The organism is Symmachiella dynata, from assembly GCF_007747995.1.
In the GTDB taxonomy this organism is placed as follows: Bacteria; Planctomycetota; Planctomycetia; order Planctomycetales; family Planctomycetaceae; genus Symmachiella; species Symmachiella dynata.
The window spans coordinates 4,351,487-4,371,701 of record NZ_CP036276.1 but is presented as its reverse complement, the minus strand read 5'-3'; the positions used below and the strand labels follow the sequence as shown (position 1 = coordinate 4,371,701).

The following is a 20,215-nucleotide window of genomic DNA, read 5'->3' as shown; positions in this document are numbered from 1 at the left end:
TTGGGGGGGAAATTGCCGCCGAGCGTTAATCGTTACCCTGCGGTGGATGCGGCCCCGTGCTCGCGGCCGCATCCAACACCGCATGGCCTCCTTGCACCAACCGGCGGGTCATCCAAATCTCCAGGCACAACAGTGCGAAGACCAGCACGACCAACAGTTGCCACAGTTCGGTCCGGGAATCGTCGGTCAGCAATTGGGTCTCCAATTCGTCCGGCGAATCGACAAACGTGATTCGCCCATCGGCGGAAAGCTCTTCGATCTCTGTCACCGAGAGCGGCGTGAGGTCGCGTTCACCGCGATCAAAATTCACCACAAACCGTTTCGCAACGGACGAACGCGTGTCGCCGCGATTTCGGCGGGGTTGCTCCAGCTCATAGACGCCCGGCGCAGACGTGTCGTCAAACCGGACCAACGGAGGTTCGCCCCCAATCGCGGGCGTTGCCGTCGTGCCGTCGGGGCGAGTTACTCGAATTTCCGCTTCCACCACCTCTTCAATCAATGGCTGCAACAATGGCTCACCGACATTGACATTGAGGGGAAATTCCTCCGCTGCGGCCAAATAAAACAACATCTCATGTAGCAAAGCGACATACACGGACTTCGTGGGCAAGGTACTGCTATCGGCATCCGACGGCGTGCTCATCAACATCACGCGTCCGCGACCGACCGGAGAAGACAACAACAGCGGATCCCCCGACACGAACCGCGCCGGGACGTGGGCCTGTTCGTGCGGAGTGATGGTCCAGTACCCGGAAAAACGAGCCGTCTCCAATTCATCGATGGCGGCGGCGCCAATCTGCCAGGGGAGTTGTAATTGCGCCACATCAAAGCGTGCGGCCTCTTCCGGTTCGACAAACTCGATCAAATCCCCCGGCAGCAGATCGCCCAGCAGGGTGCGATAATTCTCCGGCTCCACCAGTCGGCCCGGCGCAATCAACAACCCGCCCCCGGCTTCAACAAATTGCCGCAACATCTCCGCTTGTTCGGTCGACAAGGTCGCCACGTTGGCCAACACAATCACATCCGCTTGGTTGATCGATGAGAGATTCAAGTTCTGCGACGTGACCACACGGCTGTCGACGAAAGGGGTTTGTTCCGCATAGCTCCGGAGTGCTGCTTCGGCGAAGAACGTTTCGCTGCGTGTCGGATCGAGATGCGGAGTGCCGTCGACCAAGATGACTCGCAGCGGTTGTGTTACGGCAATCGCAACATCGGCGCGATTGTCTCCCGAGACAGCGTCGTCATCCAACACCACACTGAGCACATGCGACCCATCTGTGGAAAAGCGGTGTTCAAACTCCACACGGAATTCCCCACCCGATTCCAACAGCGGCGATTTAACGGTCGCATCGCCCAACCGTTGCCCGTCGACCTCGAAATAGACGTTGCATTCGCCCGGTCCAACCTCGCTCGAATAACGCAGGGTTGTCGAAACACGCACGGGAAACCCGACCGGCGCCCGCGCTCGGGAAGCATCCAGACGATCCAGACTGAAATTATTAGGCGTGTCGGCCCCTTGGAAATTGACCACCCAGAGTTGAGGTTTCACAGCAGGTTGGCCGCGCAGTTCATCAATCACCTGCCACTGCGCCGCTTCGGTGGGATGCCAACCGTGGGCTTGTCCATCGGTCAAGACAACCACGTCGCGCCGCACATGACTTGTCGTCCCCAGGATTTGCAAAGCGTCGGCTACTGCGGCGGCAAGGTTCGACGCTCCCGCGGGTGGGGGAAGTGCATCGACAAAGGTCCGCATTCGGTTGGCATCACGGAGTGGGCCATCGCCGACGAAGCGTGTCTGGTCGCGCGCGTCCAATAAGGCAAACGTATCTCCCGGTCGCGCGTGGTTCAGAAGCTTATGGATGACAGCCTGCGCCTGATTGTGCGGCGTGGTTTCGCCGTCGGACCGCCCCATGCTATAGGAACCATCAATCACGAAGACCATGTCGCGGTTGTCGGTCGAGACGAAATTCGCGAAGAATCCACCCGACACGGTTGGCCGCGCGATCGCCAATGCCAACAGCCCCACAATCGCCATCCGCAATAACAGCAGCAGCAGTTCCTCAATACGGACCCGCCGCCGGCGCCGTTTACCCAGGTCCAAAAACTGCATCGCGCCCCACTCGACTACGTCAAACCGCTTTTTGCTGAGCAAATGCGCGACAATCGGCAGCGCCAGGGCGGCCAGACCGAACAGCAAGGCGGGATTTAAGAATTCGAGGGACATTGCAGGCTAAATATGGGGGGGCTCAAAGGGTGTCCCGCCAATCATCGGGAAACCTGCCCGCAACGTCAACGCGTGGATGGCCGGTTTGGCAAAATCTTTGCGTTGCCTGTGCGGCTTTGATAGGCTGCACCTTGTGCGCTTTTGTCGCTTGCCCCTGATTCTGCTTGAGGCGTGAAATGATTTCCGTATTTCGCCTGTTGTTTGCATTTCTGCTGATCGGTTTGCTTGGCAGCGGACACTCCCTGCGAGCCGACGTCTTCACCTATCACGATCGCGACGGTCAGCAAGTCGTCCTGGAAGCCAAACTGATTCGTACGGTCCGTGATACGCATCTTGTGGCTCTCCCCGATGGCGAGTACCGACTGATTCCGCAAGCAGCAGTGACGAACCACGAGGTCAAACCGGGCCCCGCACCTCTCACGCATGACGAGGCGGCCATAAAATTGGAGGATCGATTCGGCAGCGCGCGGTTTCGCAGCTACGTTGAAGAGCCGTTTGTAGTCGGTTTGGTGCTGTCGGACGAACTGCCGAAGTCCTCAGAAATCCGCGTACGAAATTTTCTCCGCAAGACGGCCCGGTTTATGGATAAGGTCTCGGGCAGTTTTAAGCGGTTTCTCGTCGAGTTGCGGGTGCCGGTCAAGGAACCGGAATATCCACTCGTGGTACTCATTTTTGAGTCGGATGGCGACTTTGACAAATACATGGCCGAGACGACGCAAACTGAGGCCTTGCAGGCCAAAAACGTCGCCGGGTTTTATTCGGGGCTGACCAACTTCTTGGCAATTCGCTTAAAAACCTGTAGCACGTTTGAGGTCCCCTTACACGAAGCGATTCACCAGCAGGTGTACAATCGCAACTTTTTTCAACGTCTGGCACCGGTTCCGCATTGGTTCGATGAAGGAATCGCCACCGGGTTCGAAGCCAACGCCGGTCGCATTACCATCGGTCCCACAAAGATCAGCCGCCGGTATGCTCAGCAAGCGCTGGCCGGCGGCCAACTCTCTTGGAAGTCGATGCTCAACGACGACAAGGTGTTTCAAGGTAACGTGCTGGTCGGAGAAGCCTACGGTCACGCCTGGAGTTTGCATTGGTTGTTGGTCACCAAATACAAAGGGGAGTATTTGAAGTACGTCAAACTGCTCGCGGAAAAAGAACCGCTGGAACAAGAACCGGAAGGCCGCCGCGATGCCGACCTGCGCGAAACCTTCGGGCAGGATATTGCCGAGCTGCAAAAAACCTTCAAACAGCAACTCAAAGTCGGCCTCAAACGACAACGGGTGTCGCTGGCCGACACGCGGGTGGCCGGGCAGTCGATCACAGAAGATGGCATGGCCCAGGTCGGTTTGACCGCGATTAACTATGTCGATCTGGGCGGGCAACTCCGGGTGGGTGGCCAGTTGACGAATATCTGCCCCTTCCGAGAACTCGCATTTTATGTCACCGTCGAAACCGATGCGGGCATGTATGCCGACTGGTACTTTCCCAAGGTGGGCATCATGAAAAAAGCGTTGCTCAAAAAACAATACGTGGGCAAAGTCATGCAAGGCGGAGCACGCTCCCCCTCAAACACCTACCACGTCCGCATCCGCTCCGCCCCCCCCGGCAGTCCCGAGGCTGAAAAATGGGCCGCCGGACAATTCCCGGTGCCCGTCTTGGGCAACCGGTAACTCCTCGGGAAATCACGCTTGACGCCTGCCCGGCAATAGTCGAACCTGGACGAATGGCGAGCCTTTTGCACAATTTTTCCGACGAGGCTCTCCTAAAAACATCCTGCATTTTCCACAAAGGCCGCCATGTTCAACGTCGGTAGGCAACGTGCTCAGCATTGCGGAGGCATCTCCCGTCGCGAACTTCTGCGCGCCGGTTCGTTAGCCGCGCTAGGGTTGTCGTTGGGCGACCTGTTACGACTCGAAGCCACAGCCGCACTGCGACCCAACGCTCCGGCCAAATCAGTGATTTTACTTTGGCTGTGGGGCGGGCCGAGCCATCTCGACACGTTCGATCTCAAACCAAAAGCCCCGGTCGAATACCGCGGCCCCTATAGCCCCATCGCCACCAACGTGCCGGGTATCGACATCTGCGAGATGCTGCCGCAACTTGCCCGCCGCGCGGACAAATACGCGATCCTCCGCTCACTGCACTGTGAATCCAACGACCACGGGATCGCCGGGACGATTGGATTGACCGGCGCGCAGAGCGGCGCCATTAGCCTCAGCGGACAAACCATGCCGGGCGACCTCAAACCGGCGCACGGGGCGGTGATATCCAAATTGCTGGGATTCCAACCGACAATGCCTCGCTTCGTCACGCTCGGCGGACACCTGCACCAAGGGCATCGTCGCATTGCGGGCGAAGGAGGCGGACCGCTCGGCACGCTGCACGATCCGTTTCGCCTCGACTACGATCCCGAAGCCGGCGTCAAAATCCCGCAACTCGATTTGATCGACGGCCTGACCCCCGACGGACTAGCCTCGCGCCGTGATCTGCTCAATGCGTTTGACCAACAAACCCGCCGCGTCGAAACCTCCGCCGAAATCTCACAGTTGGACAGCTTTTACCAACAAGCCTTCTCACTGCTCACCTCGCCCGACGCCCGCAAGGTCTTCGATCTGAATCGCGAGCCCGATGCACTGCGGACGCAATACGGCCGCTTCCGCTTCGGGCAATGTTGTTTGCTCTCGCGGCGGTTGATTGAACAAGGGGCGCGCTTCGTACAAGTCAATTGGTCATCGCACGTCGAACCGGTCGAAGACACGGGCGATGGCGGCTGGGATATGCACGACCGCAACTTCAAACAATTCCAGGAACGCCATGCCTGGATGCTGGACCAATCGCTCTCCACACTCTTGGACGACCTCGAACAGCGCGGAATGCTCCGCGACACCATCGTCGTCGCCGTCGGCGAATTCGGGCGCACTCCCAAGATCAACCACAAATCGGGCCGCGACCATTGGCACCACTGCTACTCCGCCCTGGTCGCCGGCGGCGGTTTTCGCGGCGGCAACGTCGTCGGTGCCAGCGATAAACATGCCGAACATCCCCTCAGCAATGCCGTGACTCCCGCCGACCTCTTCACCACCGTCCTGGACCAAATGGGCATTGGCACCACGCAGCTGACCACAACCGGCTTAGCGCCGCTGGGGACGCCGATTGAGGATTTGGTTTGATTTTAGTGGCCGGTGGCCAGAGAAAAGTAGGCAGTAGGCAGTGCGGGGGAGGTAAGCGTTCCCGGTGAGCGGCGCATCCATTCCCCCCTCTCCCTCTGGGAGAGGGGCCGGGGGTGAGGGCCCGCATCACAACAGACATTCTCACTCAAAAAATATCACGGGTTCCCAAACTCCAGTTTGGGAACCCACTTTCTCGAAGCTCCGCTTCGAGTCCGGACAACTACGAGCAACACGATGCGCATCAAACATCTCGTCCACACAGCCATTCCCCTGGTCCTCTGCATCCTGACCGCCGCTTCGCTCACCGCCGCCGAACCGGCCGTCGAGCGACTCACGCAGGATGGTCTCTTCAAACAACGGCCCGTTTGGTCCCCGGATGGAAATTGGCTCTGTTTCGCGCGGCACAAGGGCTCGACGATCTTTCTGTATCTGCTCTCGGCTGACGGCAAAACCGAAAAGCGGCTGACTGATCGCACCGATCCGGAATACGATGCGCACTTCTCGCCCGATGGCAAACGGCTGGTCTTCTCCTTCGACAAAGTCTCGCCCAACCAGGGCGACCTGGAGGTCTATTCGATCGGCATCGACGGCAAAGACCTACAACCGGTTGCCGTCAACGACAAGCTGTCGCACGAGGAATATCCCAGTTGGTCCGCCGACGGAAAGTGGATCGCCTTTACTTCCACGCGCGACGGCAACCAGGAACTCTACATCGTCCGCCCCGACGGCAAGGAGATGCAGCGACTGACCGACCACGCCGCCATCGACGAACACCCCACCTGGTCCCCCGACGGCAAAAAAATCGCCTTCGCCACCAACCGCTGGGGCGATTTCGAGCTAGCGACCTGCGACCTCGCCACCCAAACCATCACCCGCCTCACCGAAAGCCGCGGCCTGGACAACTACCCCGCCTGGTCGGCCGACGGAAAAACCATCGCCTTCACCAGCAACCGCACCGGCGATTTCGAAATCTTCACCATGAACGCCGACGGCACCAATCCGCACAACATCACACAGCAACGCGGAATCGATAATTTCCCCAGTTGGGGCCCGGACGGTCGTTTGACGTGGGTATCGAATCGTGGCGGTGGGTTTGATGTTTATCGGACGGTAGGGGTTGTGGAGTAAGCGCGGATGGTCGAATTAACATACGGAGCGTACCGCGTCACAATTGCTGAGGATCGGGAATACACTTACGGGTCACCGGACAACGTCAATTCATATCAAACCGAATTCCTTTTAGATTGCACCGACAGAGCCAACATCTGCTCGAATTGCGTGATTCGTGTGGCAGATGAGTTCGAGGAGGTGGCGTCCTGCATTCTGCTGGCACGTAGTTACGGAGTGAGCCTGACTGAGCATTCCGTGATCTTGCACGATGATTCCTGTGTTGTCGCCGTCGGCTCTTGCGTCGCTTCAGTATCTTTGCCCAAACTGCAACTCGAATGGTCAGCGATCGTCGACGAGTTCAGATGCGAAGATATTCACGCAGTTGCCAATGGCAAAAACATCATCACGCGCGGCAGCAATCGAATTGCCTGTTTGACATATCGAGGTGAGCTGAAATGGGAAATCAAAGGGGGCTATCAGTACTCAAACGGCTTTCAGATCCGAGATGACTTATTGAAGGTCGTCGACTGGGATGATGTTCCGCGTTTGTTTGATATTTCCACAGGCAAGGAGTTTCCTATTTCACAGCGGGATGAGATGTAACTCAACGAAGAAAGCGATTAGTGACTACAAATGTCATGCAATCGAGGCGGTGGGGGATTAGGGCGGCATGTTGGAATTAACCCATGGCAATATTCGTATCACGGTCTCGAATAATCACACATATTCGGTAGGTTCCGTCGACAATGCTGCGTCTTTCAAGCACGAATACCTTCTTGACCCAAAGTCGGAAGGCCATTATTCATCGAAACATGGTGTTCGCACAGAACGAGATGGAGACGAGATCGCTTCTTGCATTTTGGTTGCCGGTGGTGGAGCTTCGGGCATACATACAAACTCAGCCGTGATTCATGCGAATTCATGCTATATTGCCGTCGGCCCGTTCGTAGCGTCCCTTTCGTTGCCGTTGCTGCAGCTTGAGTGGTACACAGAGTCAGATTGCGCGACTTGTTTTGGAGTTTACTTCTCGCCAAAACACCAATGTTTGATTTCGCATGGCGAATTGGAAGTGGCCCGTTTATCTCTCAAGGGGGAGATTGTGTGGAGTACGGGCGGTGCTGATATTTTTTCGAATGGATTCGAATTGCTTGGTGATTGTGTAAAAGTGATTGATTTTTACGATCAAATATATTTGATCGATATTGAATCTGGCCGCGGACTTATGCGGTGAAATACAGTAAGTAGGGTCCGTTACTCAACACAATTCATCCTGCGACCCACGACGACTATCGGCCGGATAAACCACCCTACAGGAGTCCACCACTCATGGGCTATCGCACAGCTCTGACAATATTGTTTGCCATTCTGATTCTCGGGCCAGATTCCACTCAAGCTGCGGGCATGAGTGATTACTGGCTTGAAATCGCGCCCGGCTACTATATCGTGCGAGCCAATGGGTTTGACATCGGCCTGGGAGACGCAGACGGATCTGTGATCTATTCGCCAGATCGTGGAGGCCAATCCGGGCCGGTCAATGGTTACATTGTCGCTCCCCATCACATCTTTCTCCGCACTACCGGACAAAAAGCACGAAACAATTTTCCTGGTGATGGTTTTCCCCTGGCTGATCCCTCTGTTGAATATTTCTTCGTTGTGGATCGTTCAGACAACGCTTTAGACGGCCCGTTAACGCTCGACGAATTCAACGCCGACCCGAATGTTGCATCGCTTTCAAGCGTTGATTGGAAAATTCCAGCGAACCCCCATCCTGGGAGAATGCCTTGGTTGTTTTATGTCGTCATATTCTTATATTTGGCATTGCCAATACTGCTTTTCATTTTGATCGTCTTGGTGATTTCTAAAGGAATACGCATGCCGATTTCTAAAAGAGCGACCAATCAAGAATCCGAATCTGGCGGATAGCAGTTTGAATCGCTCGACAACCTCATCCGTGTTCAATCCGTGCCACTAACGTTTAACGTTTTGCATCCTGCACAAATTTTTTCTGCGGCGAGGCTGATTGATGTTCAGGTGCACAGGGGCCATTTAGAAAATCGATGGCGGCCGATCCGGTCAAAGTATTTGCGTCGGAAGTCATTCGGTCACTCTGCTTGAAGAGGAACGCCGTGCACGACGGCAAGCCGTCGGTTTGGGACTTTGCGGTTTCACGCCCGCGAATCCGTGTTCAATCTGTGTTTCATCCGTGGCTAAAAAAACCGTCATTCCCCCGTGCCCTCCGTGCCTCCGTGGTGAACCAAACCGACTCACCACGCACCCTTGCCACGCGCGGGGCATTCTGCGACGATCTTCGGCAGCATAGAAAACAGTCCACCGTACTCTCTCAGTTCATCAAAGATCGTCGTGTCCACCACAGCTCCGCCGCCTGTTCAATCAGGCAATATCGCCGCTAAGGTCTCCGCCATTGCCCATCGTTATCCGCATCAGCGGGCGGTGGTGTTTCCTGCTGGGCGCGATGCGCAGGGGCGGGTGATGTATTCGCATCTGACGTTTGCGCAACTCGAACAGGAAACCGATCGCTTGGCGCGGGGGCTGATCGAGATGGGGGTGCAGCCTGGGCACCGCATGGTGTTGTTTGTGCCGCCCAGTTTGGAATTCATTGCCCTCACCTTTGCGCTGTTTAAAGCCGGAGCGGTGGGGGTGTTGATCGATCCGGGGATGGGAATCAAAAATGTCTTTCGCTGTTTGAACCAGGTCGACCCCGACGGTTTCATCGCGGTGTCGCTGGCGCAGGCGGCACGCAAGCTGTTTTCGTCAAAGGTCCCAAACGCGCGATTCAACGTCACCGTCGGCAAACGTTGGTTTTGGAGCGGACCGAATTATAGCGATTTGTTGGGCGGCCCGTGGACACCGCTCGATGCACCCGACACAAAATCGACCGACCCGGCGGCGATCATCTTCACCTCCGGCAGCACCGGCCCGGCCAAGGGCGTGTTGTACGAACACGGCATGTTCGCGGCGCAGGTCGACGACATTCGCGATTTTTACGACATCCAACCGGGCGAAATCGACTTGCCCGGCTTTCCGCTGTTCGCGTTGTTCAACTCAGCAATGGGCGTAACGACGGTCATTCCCGACATGGATCCCTCACGTCCGGCGCAAGTCGATCCGAAAAAAATCATCGAAGCGATCAACGACCAAGGCATCACACAAGCGTTCGGATCGCCGGCAATTTGGAATGCGGTCAGCCGGTATTGCGTGGAGCAGGGGGTACAATTCCCCACGCTCAAACGCGTCCTCTCCGCCGGTGCGCCGGTGCCGATTGCGGTCATCGAACGGATGCACAAAGTCTTCACGTCCGACGATGCCGACATCCACACGCCCTACGGTGCGACCGAATCCTTACCAGTCGCATCGATTTCCGGCCGGCAGGTGCTGGCCGAGACGGCTGAGCAAACGCGCAGCGGCGGCGGGACGTGCGTGGGGGAATTGTTTCCCGGCATCACGGTGCGGGTGATTGAGATTTCCTACGATCCGATTCCGTCCTATGCCGACGTGCAAGAACTACCCACCGGCGAGATCGGCGAAATCATTGTGCAAGGCGCAGTGGCGACGCGTGAATATTTTCAACGCCCCGACGGCACACTGGCAGCGAAGATTCCTGATGGTGAATCATTCTGGCATCGCATGGGCGACGTTGGGTATTTTGATGAACGGGGACGGTTGTGGTTTTGCGGCCGCAAAGCGCACATCGTCGAAACACCAGCCGGTCGCATGTTTTCCGTCCGTTGCGAAGCAATCTTCAACGAACACCCGCGCGTCTTTCGCTCCGCATTGGTCGGCGTGGGCGAACGCCCACAACAAAAGCCAGTGATTGTCATCGAACCCGAAGCGGGGGCGTATCCGGAAGACGAACCAGCCCGAAAAAAATTCACAGCGGAATTGGCCGAGCGTGCCGCCGGGAATCCGCTGACCGAATCGATTGAAACGATTCTGTTTCACCGCGCGCTGCCGGTCGATGTGCGGCACAATGTGAAGATTTCGCGAGAAAAACTCAGCGTCTGGGCGACACAACAATTGCGGGCGACATCATGAAGGCATTGGTCACCGGCGGCGGAGGTTTTCTCGGCCTGTACATCACAGAGCAACTCGTCACTCGTGGGGAAGACGTGCGCGTTTTTTGTCGCGGCGACTATCCACGATTGAATGAGTTGGGCGTCGAAGTGCAGCGCGGAGATATCCGCGATTCCGCAGCAGTCGCCGCCGCTTGTGCGGGAATGGATGTCGTCTTCCACACCGCCGCCATACCGGGTGTGTGGGGACCCTGGTCGCAATATTACGAAATCAACACCCTCGGCACCGAACATGTCATCGCCGGCTGCCAGCAGCAGGGCGTCCCCAAGCTAGTCTACACCAGTTCACCCAGCGTGGTTTTTGGCAGCACGTCTCACGAAAACGCCGACGAATCGTTGCCGTACCCCACCGAGTACGCTTGCCATTATCCGCACACCAAGGCACTTGCCGAACAAGCGGTCTTGGCCGCCAATGGCCAGCGGGGGTTGGCGACCTGCGCGCTGCGACCGCATCTCATATGGGGGCCGCGCGATAATCATCTTGTTCCAAGATTGATCCAACGCGCACGTTCCGGCCGATTGCGGCGCGTGGGAGACGGGAGCAACCTCGTCTCGATGACCTACGTCGAAAACACAGCGCATGCGCACCTGCAAGCGGCCGACGCGCTCAATGCAGACTCCGCCGTCGCTGGGCAAGCGTATTTCATCAACGAGCCGGAGCCGGTGAATTTGTGGCAATGGATCGATCAATTGCTGGCACTGGTAGACCTCCCGCCGGTGAAACGCTCCGTTTCCACAAAAACAGCCCTGCGTATCGGCGGCGCTTTGGAAACGGTCTATCGCCTGCTGCACTTGCCGGGCGAGCCGCCGATGACGCGGTTTTTAGCGGCCCAATTGAGCTGTTCGCACTATTATTCCGTCGAAAAAGCTCGCCGGGACTTCGGCTATGCCCCGCAGGTGACCTTTCCAGAAGCGATGCAGCGGCTGCAACGCGATTTGGCTGCCCGCGCTTAACCGGCGAGGGTGTCACTGCTGGCTCGTCCAGCAGTGTCGTCGCTTCGTTCCGGGTGCTGGAAAATGACCCTCATCTGTGCGCGAAGGGGTAATGGTATCGAGCGCTGCCGTGTTGTCCTCTGATCGGCACTGCTGGGCAAGCCAGCAGTGGCACCCAACTGTTGTTTCAAGATAGCCGCGAGCGGGAATCCGCCCTTTTGCCAGATGCGTCATGCGCATACAATCCCGCCCGCTAATGCGGCGGAAGTGCGCCATTCGTCGCTGTTTCTGGGAGTGCTCAACAATCGCGGAGCAACACAATGCTGCGAAATCTTTGGTCGATCGCTTTTGTTTGCGCCTTCGGAGCGTGCATTTCCACCAGTGCCGTTGCGGAGGAACCAGTCGGTACAATCAATACCGCTGCGCCGCAACCGGCGCCGGTCGAGGAAGACGCACAGCTGCATGATGTGCAGTTTTTGAATGCAAAACTAGGCTGGGCTGTGGGCGAGCATGGCGTGATTTGGCACACGACCGATGGAGGCCAACAGTGGCGACTCCAGCGGAGCGGCGTTTCGTTTGCGTTGCGGTCGGTTTGCTTTTTGACCGACCAAATCGGCTGGGCGGCCGGGGGGGGCACGATCCCATATACACAACAAAGTCGCGGCGTGGTCGTAAAGACGACCGATGGTGGCCAGAACTGGCAGGTGGTTAACGAGTCGGCGATTCCACAGATTTACACAATAAAATTTTTCGGCCTCAAAGCAGGCGTGATTGCGGGGGACACCGATCCGAATTCGCCGGCGGGGATTTCTATCACCGCTGATGGGGGAAAAACCTGGACTGCGGCGACGGGATTGCGCGTCCGTGGTTGGCGTGCGGGCGATTTCCGTGCGGTCGACCGGGGACTGGTCTCCGGAAAGCTCGGGCGCATCGCTGTTGTTACCGAAGGAAATGTCAATCCAAACCTGATGACCGATTTGGGGCTGCCCGGTTTGCATGCCGTCAAATTCGGTGTGGCCAGCCGTGCTTGGGCGGTGGGCGATGGTGGCATGGTGCGGACAACGATTAACGGCGGTGTTTCCTGGAAGGGACCGGCGACACCCCTGCCGGCGGAGATTCGCAATACGTTTGATTTCCGCGCCTTGGCGGTTCGCGGCGACAAGATCTGGATCGCCGGTCGTCCGGGAAGTGTAATTTGGCATTCGCCCGATGGCGGCAAAAGTTGGCAACGGCAACTCACCGGCGAGACGACGCCGATCACGGCGCTCTCCTTCTCATCAGAAACCGACGGGGCCGCTGTCGGCGCACTGGGCATGATACTCACGACCAAGGATGGCGGACAGACGTGGCAAGCCAGTCGCGGCGGGCAACGTCGCGCCGCTTTGTTGTCGCTGTTCACGCGACAGGATCAGATTTCCGTAAACTTCCAAGCGCAACTGGCCGGTGAACAGGGTTATCGCAGTGTCGTTTCGCTGGTCCCACGCGTTGATTCCGGTCCAGGTAGCGAACAAACCGATCTCGATGCCCGCATGCACGAAGCGGTCGTCAAGGCGGGAGGATCGGCTGGTGATATCTATTGGCGGTTGCCGCTTGATGTCCCGGGGCTCGGTAAAAATTCGCGGCGCTTATGGTCCGAATGGATGACGATCACCGAAAACAGACTCCCCGACATTTTGGTCGGACAATTGGTGACGGAATTGCGTATGTGGCGACCCGATGTGGTGGTCATCAACCAACCGGCGGACGACGATGCCGTCGGGCACGTCTTGTACAAGGCCGTCGCCAAAGCAGTCCAAGCGGCGGCCGATCCGACGCTGTTCAGCGCGCAGCGCGAGTTGAACAATCTCCAACCGTGGCAGGTGAAAAAGATCTATGCGCGCTTGCCCGACGGGAGCACCGGCGAAGCCCATATTGATCCGCATCAATTTCTGCCGCAGTTTCGGCAATCAACCCACATGGCGACCGCAGGTGCCTACGGGCGATTGTCGAAAGTGCAAGACCGCAGCGCGCGACGCGAGGCCTATCGGTTGCTCAAAGATTGTGACATTCCCCCGGCTGGCAGCAAGGAAGCAAGGATTCCCCGCGGTGCGTTCTTTGGTGGCATCCACCTCAGTCCTGGAGGACCGGCGCGGCGACAACTCATGGCAACGACGGATGACATGGGAATTGAACGTAAGATCGCGCAAAAACAAAAGCAATCGCGGGCCTATCTCGATCAATTCATGGATGATCCGCGGATGGCGAGTCAGTTGCCGGGCCAATTGAACGATTTTGTCAACGGTCTGACTGATGCGGAAATGGCGCTGCAGTTGGCCGAGTTGATCACGGTTTATCGCAACATGGGAGATTGGGATCTGGCGGAAACCGTAGCGACGGTCCTGGTCGAAAAATTTCCCAACGAACCTCCCGCACACGAAGCGATGCAATGGTTATTACAGTTATGGACCAGTTCGGAAGTCGCCTGGCGCCGCGCCCGTGAGGCGGAAGCAGGGCATGAGCGGATTAGCGGCGACCAGCAGCGCATCGCCGACCAGTTACGGCTTCCGCAACGCAATCGGCAGCGTCAGCGATTTGATCAACTCGATTCGCAATCTAAGCAGAGTGTGCTTTCCGATATTCGCTTGGTGTTGGAGGCGACTCAGGCAAATCACGAACGCTCCGGCAGCCTCTCGCGGGCGCAGACGGTCCGGGGTATGGACGCACGTAAAAACGACTTCGCTGAAAACCTCGTGCGACTGACCACGCGCTTGAATGAACTGGATAATGTTCCCAACGACACTCCGCAACTTCAATTGGCCGGCGGAATTGAGAACGCTGCCGCTGAAGGCGTGCAGCAGGTTCAAAATACGGAATCGCGTGTTTCTCAATTCCGCATGGAGGAACGCATCAAAGAATGGCACACACATGCCACACGGATGGGCAAGTTGATGAGCGAGGCGAATCCCGAATTGTTCAACGATCCGCGTACGCAGTTTCCACTGGCCTCACTGTACCGGCGGCGGGGCTTGCCGGGCGAAGCAGATCGCATCTATCGGCATTTCCGCCAATTGACATCCGACGATCCTTGGTCGCTCAGCGGTGGCAGCGAAATCTGGTTTTCCGCTCCACGCGTGCATCCGCCCAAACCCTATAGTTTATGCGTCTATACCGCCCAGCGTCCGGTGCTGGATGGCGTTCTCGCGGACAGCTGTTGGGAAACCGCTCAGGAAATTCCCCTCAACGATGGGACCGATCGCGACGCACGCAGCGCCGACCGGCCATTTGCCTTGTTGGCCTACGATGCACAATTCCTGTATTTCGCTGCCAGTTTCCCCCGCGAACCGGATACGCCGGATGACCGGCCGGTGAACGAGGGCCGCACGTACGACGCCGATTTGTCGCACTTCGATCGCGTGCAACTGTTGTTGGATGTCGACCGCGATCACGCGACCTATTTCACCTTCGCATTCGATCAACGCGGTTGGACGGCCGATGCGTGTTGGAACGATGCGACTTGGAATCCCAAGTATTTTGTGCAGGCAGGCGGCGACAAGAAAAGTTGGCGCGTCGAAGTCGCCATCCCCTGGACCGAGCTTGTCCCGCAACCGCCGAGTCGCAATGATGTCTGGAACGTGGGGATCATCCGCACCATTCCCGCCGTAGGAATCCACAGTTGGACGCACCCCGCCTCCGACACCCCCCGGCCCGAGACGTTCGGCATGTTAAAATTCGACTAAAAATTTAGCCACGGATGAAACACGGATGTGCGGGTGCAATTTCACAAACGTCTCTATCGACGGTGCAAAACAACATGGGCGTGATCATCGGCATGGATGAAGCCGGGTACGGTCCGAATCTGGGGCCGTTGGTGATTACGGCGACTGTTTGGGATATTCCTCAAAAGCCCGACGATATCAACCTGTGGGAGGCGTTCGCCGACGTCGTCGATCAAGCGGCGCCGACCGCTGAGAAAATTCACGTCGCCGATTCCAAGCAAGTCTATAGCCCCAGCAAAGGCATCTCGCAATTAGAGCGTTCCGTGCATTGCCTGCTCGGCCTGAATGGCGATTCGCCGCGACGCTATACGGAATTGTGCCATCGGCTTCTGGGGTGTGACCTCGATTCGGAAGATTGCGGGCCGTGGTTTGAAAATTGCGATCTGGATCTTCCGCAAAAGATTGAGAGTGAGGCCATTCCGGAGATCAGCGCGCGTTGGCGCAGCTGTTGCCAAACGCACTCCATTGGGTTGCGAACGGTAGTTTCGGATATCGTCACGCCCCGTCGCTTCAATCGTCTGTTGGCCGAATACGGTACCAAGGGAGTCTTGCTCTCCAAGCTCAGCATGCAATTGCTCAGCCGCGTGATTGATTTCGATCATCCTCAGCCAACGCTCGTCATCGCCGACAAACATGGCGGGCGGAATCGGTACGATGAATTGCTGGAAGAGATTGCCGCGGATCGATTCATCGTCCGTGAGACCGAAGGCCGTGCTGCCAGTTCCTATCGCATCGGCACAGCACGGATTCGTTTTCAAACGCGCGCCGAAGAACATCTTCCGGTCGCGGCGGCATCTTTGGTTTGTAAGTACGTCCGCGAATTGTCGATGGAGCTATTCAACCACTACTGGCAAAAGCAGTTGCCGGGCGTGAAACCGACCAAAGGCTACCCGGTCGATGCCAAACGGTTTCGTCAGGAGATTGCGGCGGCGCAAGCAGCTGCGGGCGTCACCGACGAGATGTTGTGGCGCGAGCGTTGATTGGTCCAGCGGATTTGTCAGCAATGAAAAACGAACGCCCCATCCTGCCACACTTGCAAGGACGGGGCGTTATTTCGTTTTTAAAGCGTCGAGTGTCCAGCTAGAAACGAATTATTTCGCTTCTTCTTTCTTTTCAGCGTCCCGTTTGCCGGTCACTTCCAGTTCACCCGTTTGGCCGTTGAAATCGTATTCGATCTCTCCGGCGAGCTTATCGCCGCGGGGTTGCACTTTGTAATTGGCGGTCAATGTCCCTCCGCCAAAATCGCCGCTGATCTTGAAGAACAATTTGCCGTTCTTGACTTTGATGTCAGAAACGTCCAGTTCGGCGGCGTCGCTGGTGTATTCCCCTTTGAGTTCTTTCTTGTCATCGGCGAGCGACAATTTCAATTGGGGCGTCAACACGTTGCCATCCGGCAATTCGATGGACAGCTTCCATGTTCCGACAGTATCGGCCGTTTTCAAACCGCGCTCTGCCGTCCAGGGATAGTCGCGGGCTCCCTCGTCTGATTTCATCGAGACGGTGCCGTCGACTGTGTCCGCTTTGATTTTTCCCACAAAACTGATTTCGATGGTCTGACCTTCATAATCGACATTAAAACCAAACGATAACTTGTCGTTATCGACCTTGCCATCGGTGATTTCAAACGGTCCGCGGCGGCCTTGGTAGGTGCCTGTAACTTTCTTGCCGTCGGAGTTGAGTTTGAGCACGTTCTTAACGGTCTCGCCCCCTTCGTCATGTTCCCACCGCCAGGTACCCGAGGGGTCGACCGCGGTTTTCTCCGCTGCCACAGCGGTGCTCGCCAATAACAAGCCAACGACAGTGAATGTCACACTACAAAAACTTGCGAATCGTTTCATTGTGGAATCCTCATGAGAGAGATTAAAAAAAGAATACTCACAGTAGCCAACCCCCTACGCAAACGATTGTTCGACATGCGCGGGGTGGGGATGTGTGATGGTTAAAAAGTCCATGACTTCGGGTGTTTCAATCGTGTTTGTCACCGACGCTTCCGGTCGTGGCGGGATCTGAAGATGTTTAGCAACAACCGCATACACTACGTTCTGCGTGCTCACTGTGTCGGTAAGATTTGTAGACTTGTTCTATGAAAGGGAAGCCGAGGTCCGGAAAATGTATTGTTAGTTCCGGTGCTTCAACTGAGATAATCAATGAACCGTAGCGATTCCACATTTTAATGGCCCGAAGGCTTTTGAGATCGCTGCTAGAGGTGTGCTTCATCTTACCCGCACACCGGCCGGAAATCACGTCGATTGTCTTCGGAGCGGCAGATTTTTGCAGCGTATCGTTAAGATCCTCACTGCGGCAGCGAATGCCCTTCAGTGACGATCCAGGCGAAGTCGGGGGGAGTGCGTCTCGATTTGCCGATGTGTCCGCTCAGCCGACGTGGAATTGTCCGACTGGGCTGGCTTGAACGGTAGGGGGGCTCTACAATGCCGATGATTGGCGCCCCAGGACCTACCAGGGTCGTTTGCGCGTTGTTGACAAGTCTCATTCGTAGCAGCATTTAGGCAACATGGCCGAAACCCCACAAATTCAGTTGCGAGATCCTCGCGTTGCCGCCATTTTGGCGTTTTTAGTCCCCGGTTTGGGACACTTCTACCAGCGGCGGACCTTTAAGGGCGTGCTCTATTCGGTCTGCATCTTGGGGACGTTTTTTACCGGGATGTACCTGTCCGATTGGACCGTTGTTTACATCAACTGGGGCAAGAAGGACCGCATTATTCCGCAGGCCTGTCAGGTCTGGAACGGACTGGCGTTTTTGCCGGCTGTGATCCAAGCGCGACGCGTAGATAAAATCGCGGATCCCCGGATCTTGAATGAACCGGCAGCAGGGCAATTTTCAGGGAAATTGAGCGACGTCACCAGCAGTGTCGAATTGGATGGGCATATCGCTGGGGAACTACAAATCGAACCGGTGGGAACCGGTTTTGGACGTGGGTACTCCGGAACATTCAAAGGCATGTTTGCCGGCAAGCACCCCATTCAAGGAACGGTGGATGGCGGAAGCATCGACCCCAAGATCGCCCCATTCCGCGAGAGACGGCTCACCTTTGACCTAAAAGGGACCGTCGATTTTGATGGACAGGATTTGGAATTCAATGGGTTGGCCTCAGGCGGATTGAAGCGGTCAATCGCCGATTGGTATGCCGCTCCGCTGCACGATGATAGTCGGATCTATTCTCCCACCGATTTAGAAACGGCAAACAACGAACTCGGCCGGTATTTCGAATTGGGAACTCTCTATACAATGATCGCCGGCTTGCTCAATGTCCTAGCGATTTACGACGCCTACGAAGGCCCTGCCTACGGCGACGGTGAAGACGACGACGAAGAATCTGACAAGGACGTGAAATCGGACAAGGAACCGGAAACCCCCGCGCAAGCGAAGTAGCCGATCACCCTGCCGATTCACCCCTGTACCATTTACAACTCAAAAGCGCGAAACGCGGCCGAAACGCATGTCGAACCTCATTCTCTTCTCGTCGATCAATTTCTTGTGGTACGCCTTTCCACTCGCGGCGGTTGTCAGCCTTGTTTACAGCGCCAGCCGATACGAATCGCCCAAGATCATCCTCCTCCGCTCCGGTCGTTTATTCACAACAATTATTATCTTCATGGCGCTGGTCTTGGGATTTTTGTTTGTTGTGCAGCGTTGAACGCTCGACTGTGCCCGGGGAGGCGTTTCACCCCAGGTGTTTACCAAGCGACGAGGCCACCGTGCGGCAGGTCTCCATCATTTCAGCGAACACGTTCGGCGTGAGCGATTGCGCGCCATCGCTGAGCGCCTTCGACGGCTCGGGATGGACTTCCACCATCAGCCCGTCGCATCCGACCGCAACAGCCGCGGCAGCCATCGGTGGGACTAACGACGCAATCCCGGTTCCATGGCTGGGGTCGATGAGCACCGGCAAATGTGTCCGTTGTTGTAGATAGGGAACGCTGGCCAACGGCAACGTGAAGCGAGTATGCGTCTCGAATGTCCGCACGCCCCGCTCGCACAATACGACTTGCGAGTTCCCACGATCCAAAATGTATTCAGCCGCCAACAAGAATTCGTCCATCGTGGCTGAGGGACCGCGTTTCAATACGACCGGTTTCCCCGCATCGCCGACCGCTTGCAGCAAGTGATAGTTTTGCATATTTCGGGCGCCGATTTGCAGCACGTCGGCATATTTGACTAGCAAATCGATATGCCCGGGCGTCATGATTTCCGTCACCACAGCCAGTCCCGTTTCATCCCGAGCGGCCGCAAGTAACTTTAGGCCGTCTTCTTTCAACCCTTGGAACGCATAGGGACTGGTGCGGGGTTTGAAGGCGCCGCCTCGGAGTCCCGTCGCCCCGGCCGCTTTGACCGCCCGTGCCGAAGTCAGTAATTGTTCTTCGCTTTCCACCGAGCACGGCCCAGCGATCACACCAATGTGGCCGCCCCCAATTTTGAGATCCAACGCGGTGACACAAGTCGGCTCGGCACGCGTTTCGCGACTGGCGACTTTGTACGGAGCCAAAATCGGCACGACTTTGTCGACCTCATCACAGGACTCCAGGGTCTCCTGCTCACCGTCCCGCTTATCCCCAACGGCGGCGATCACTGTCCGTTCGGTTCCGATGATCACGTGAGCTTTGAGCCCGAGGTCTTCGATCCGTCGAGTCATCCGTTCCACCATGGCGGGGGTGGCGCCCATTTTCATGACAACAATCACGGCATTATCCTTTGCTAGTAATGCAAACTGTCAGGCGGCTTAAGTGATTGAACCGTGATTTTTGGGGCCGCCCAACGAAAAAAGCCCTGAAACCACGAGGATTTCAGAGCTTTGAATGTGTTTAATGTCGATGCGTTGTGCGCGACCGTCAGTGCTCCGGAAATCCCATCCCTTGCGGGGTAAAAAAATAAAAACCAAACCACCAACCGCCGTCGACAACGGCAGCAGCTTTGCT

General features: G+C 56.7%; 15 protein-coding genes. 12 read left to right on the top strand and 3 right to left on the bottom strand.

Going from position 1 to position 20,215, the window contains the following annotated elements; all coding sequences use genetic code 11:
* Positions 1–25: 25 nt before the first annotated feature.
* Positions 26–2,224, bottom strand: a complete 2,199-nt coding sequence (locus tag Mal52_RS16490) for a BatA domain-containing protein (protein WP_145377304.1) — start codon at positions 2,222–2,224, stop codon at positions 26–28.
* A 176-nt stretch (positions 2,225–2,400) separates the two neighbouring features.
* Here Mal52_RS16490 and Mal52_RS16485 point away from each other — a divergent pair, with 176 nt between their 5' ends.
* The 10 genes from Mal52_RS16485 (at position 2,401) to Mal52_RS16440 (ending at position 16,260) form a co-directional block, all read left to right on the top strand.
* Complete coding sequence (locus Mal52_RS16485; protein WP_145377301.1) at positions 2,401–3,891, top strand: DUF1570 domain-containing protein; 1,491 nt, start codon at positions 2,401–2,403, stop codon at positions 3,889–3,891.
* A gap of 126 nt (positions 3,892–4,017) precedes the next feature.
* Entirely contained in the window at positions 4,018–5,391 is a 1,374-nt protein-coding gene (locus Mal52_RS16480) for a DUF1501 domain-containing protein (RefSeq protein ID WP_145377299.1), read from the top strand.
* A gap of 234 nt (positions 5,392–5,625) precedes the next feature.
* The gene (locus Mal52_RS16475) at positions 5,626–6,519 is read left to right on the top strand and encodes a TolB family protein (RefSeq protein WP_145377297.1); all 894 of its coding nucleotides are present in this window, start codon (positions 5,626–5,628) and stop codon (positions 6,517–6,519) included.
* Between the two features lie 6 nt (positions 6,520–6,525).
* The gene (locus Mal52_RS16470) at positions 6,526–7,104 is read left to right on the top strand and encodes a hypothetical protein (protein ID WP_145377295.1); all 579 of its coding nucleotides are present in this window, start codon (positions 6,526–6,528) and stop codon (positions 7,102–7,104) included.
* 67 nt (positions 7,105–7,171) lie between these two features.
* Positions 7,172–7,732, top strand: a complete 561-nt coding sequence (locus Mal52_RS16465) for a hypothetical protein (protein WP_145377293.1) — start codon at positions 7,172–7,174, stop codon at positions 7,730–7,732.
* A gap of 95 nt (positions 7,733–7,827) precedes the next feature.
* Positions 7,828–8,424: a hypothetical protein gene (locus Mal52_RS16460; RefSeq protein ID WP_145377291.1), complete on the top strand. Its 597-nt coding sequence runs from the start codon at positions 7,828–7,830 to the stop codon at positions 8,422–8,424.
* Between the two features lie 438 nt (positions 8,425–8,862).
* The gene (locus tag Mal52_RS16455) at positions 8,863–10,554 is read left to right on the top strand and encodes a fatty acid CoA ligase family protein (protein ID WP_145377290.1); all 1,692 of its coding nucleotides are present in this window, start codon (positions 8,863–8,865) and stop codon (positions 10,552–10,554) included.
* Positions 10,551–11,546 carry an NAD-dependent epimerase/dehydratase family protein gene (locus Mal52_RS16450; RefSeq protein WP_145377288.1) on the top strand — a complete coding sequence of 332 codons (996 nt, stop codon included), beginning with the start codon at positions 10,551–10,553 and terminating at the stop codon, positions 11,544–11,546. The genes Mal52_RS16455 and Mal52_RS16450 overlap by 4 nt, the downstream gene beginning before the upstream one ends.
* A gap of 299 nt (positions 11,547–11,845) precedes the next feature.
* A complete protein-coding gene (locus Mal52_RS16445) occupies positions 11,846–15,241 on the top strand; it encodes a YCF48-related protein (protein WP_145377286.1) in 3,396 nt (1,131 codons plus the stop codon).
* Between the two features lie 14 nt (positions 15,242–15,255).
* Entirely contained in the window at positions 15,256–16,260 is a 1,005-nt protein-coding gene (locus Mal52_RS16440) for a ribonuclease H family protein (protein WP_145377284.1), read from the top strand.
* Positions 16,261–16,371: 111 nt separating this feature from the next.
* Here the strand turns inward: Mal52_RS16440 and Mal52_RS16435 are convergent, their stop codons facing one another.
* Positions 16,372–17,118 carry a hypothetical protein gene (locus Mal52_RS16435; protein WP_145377283.1) on the bottom strand — a complete coding sequence of 249 codons (747 nt, stop codon included), beginning with the start codon at positions 17,116–17,118 and terminating at the stop codon, positions 16,372–16,374.
* A 674-nt stretch (positions 17,119–17,792) separates the two neighbouring features.
* On the opposite strand from Mal52_RS16435, the gene Mal52_RS16430 reads away from it, so the two are divergent.
* Together Mal52_RS16430 and Mal52_RS16425 are read left to right on the top strand one after the other, a co-directional pair.
* On the top strand, positions 17,793–18,671 hold the full coding sequence (locus Mal52_RS16430) for a DUF6677 family protein (protein WP_145377281.1): 879 nt from the start codon (positions 17,793–17,795) through the stop codon (positions 18,669–18,671).
* 67 nt (positions 18,672–18,738) lie between these two features.
* On the top strand, positions 18,739–18,936 hold the full coding sequence (locus Mal52_RS16425) for a hypothetical protein (protein ID WP_145377279.1): 198 nt from the start codon (positions 18,739–18,741) through the stop codon (positions 18,934–18,936).
* 27 nt (positions 18,937–18,963) lie between these two features.
* Here Mal52_RS16425 and aroF read toward each other — a convergent pair whose 3' ends face one another.
* On the bottom strand, positions 18,964–19,980 hold the full coding sequence (gene aroF, locus Mal52_RS16420; RefSeq protein WP_145377277.1) for a 3-deoxy-7-phosphoheptulonate synthase: 1,017 nt from the start codon (positions 19,978–19,980) through the stop codon (positions 18,964–18,966).
* Between the last annotated feature and the right edge of the window lie 235 nt (positions 19,981–20,215).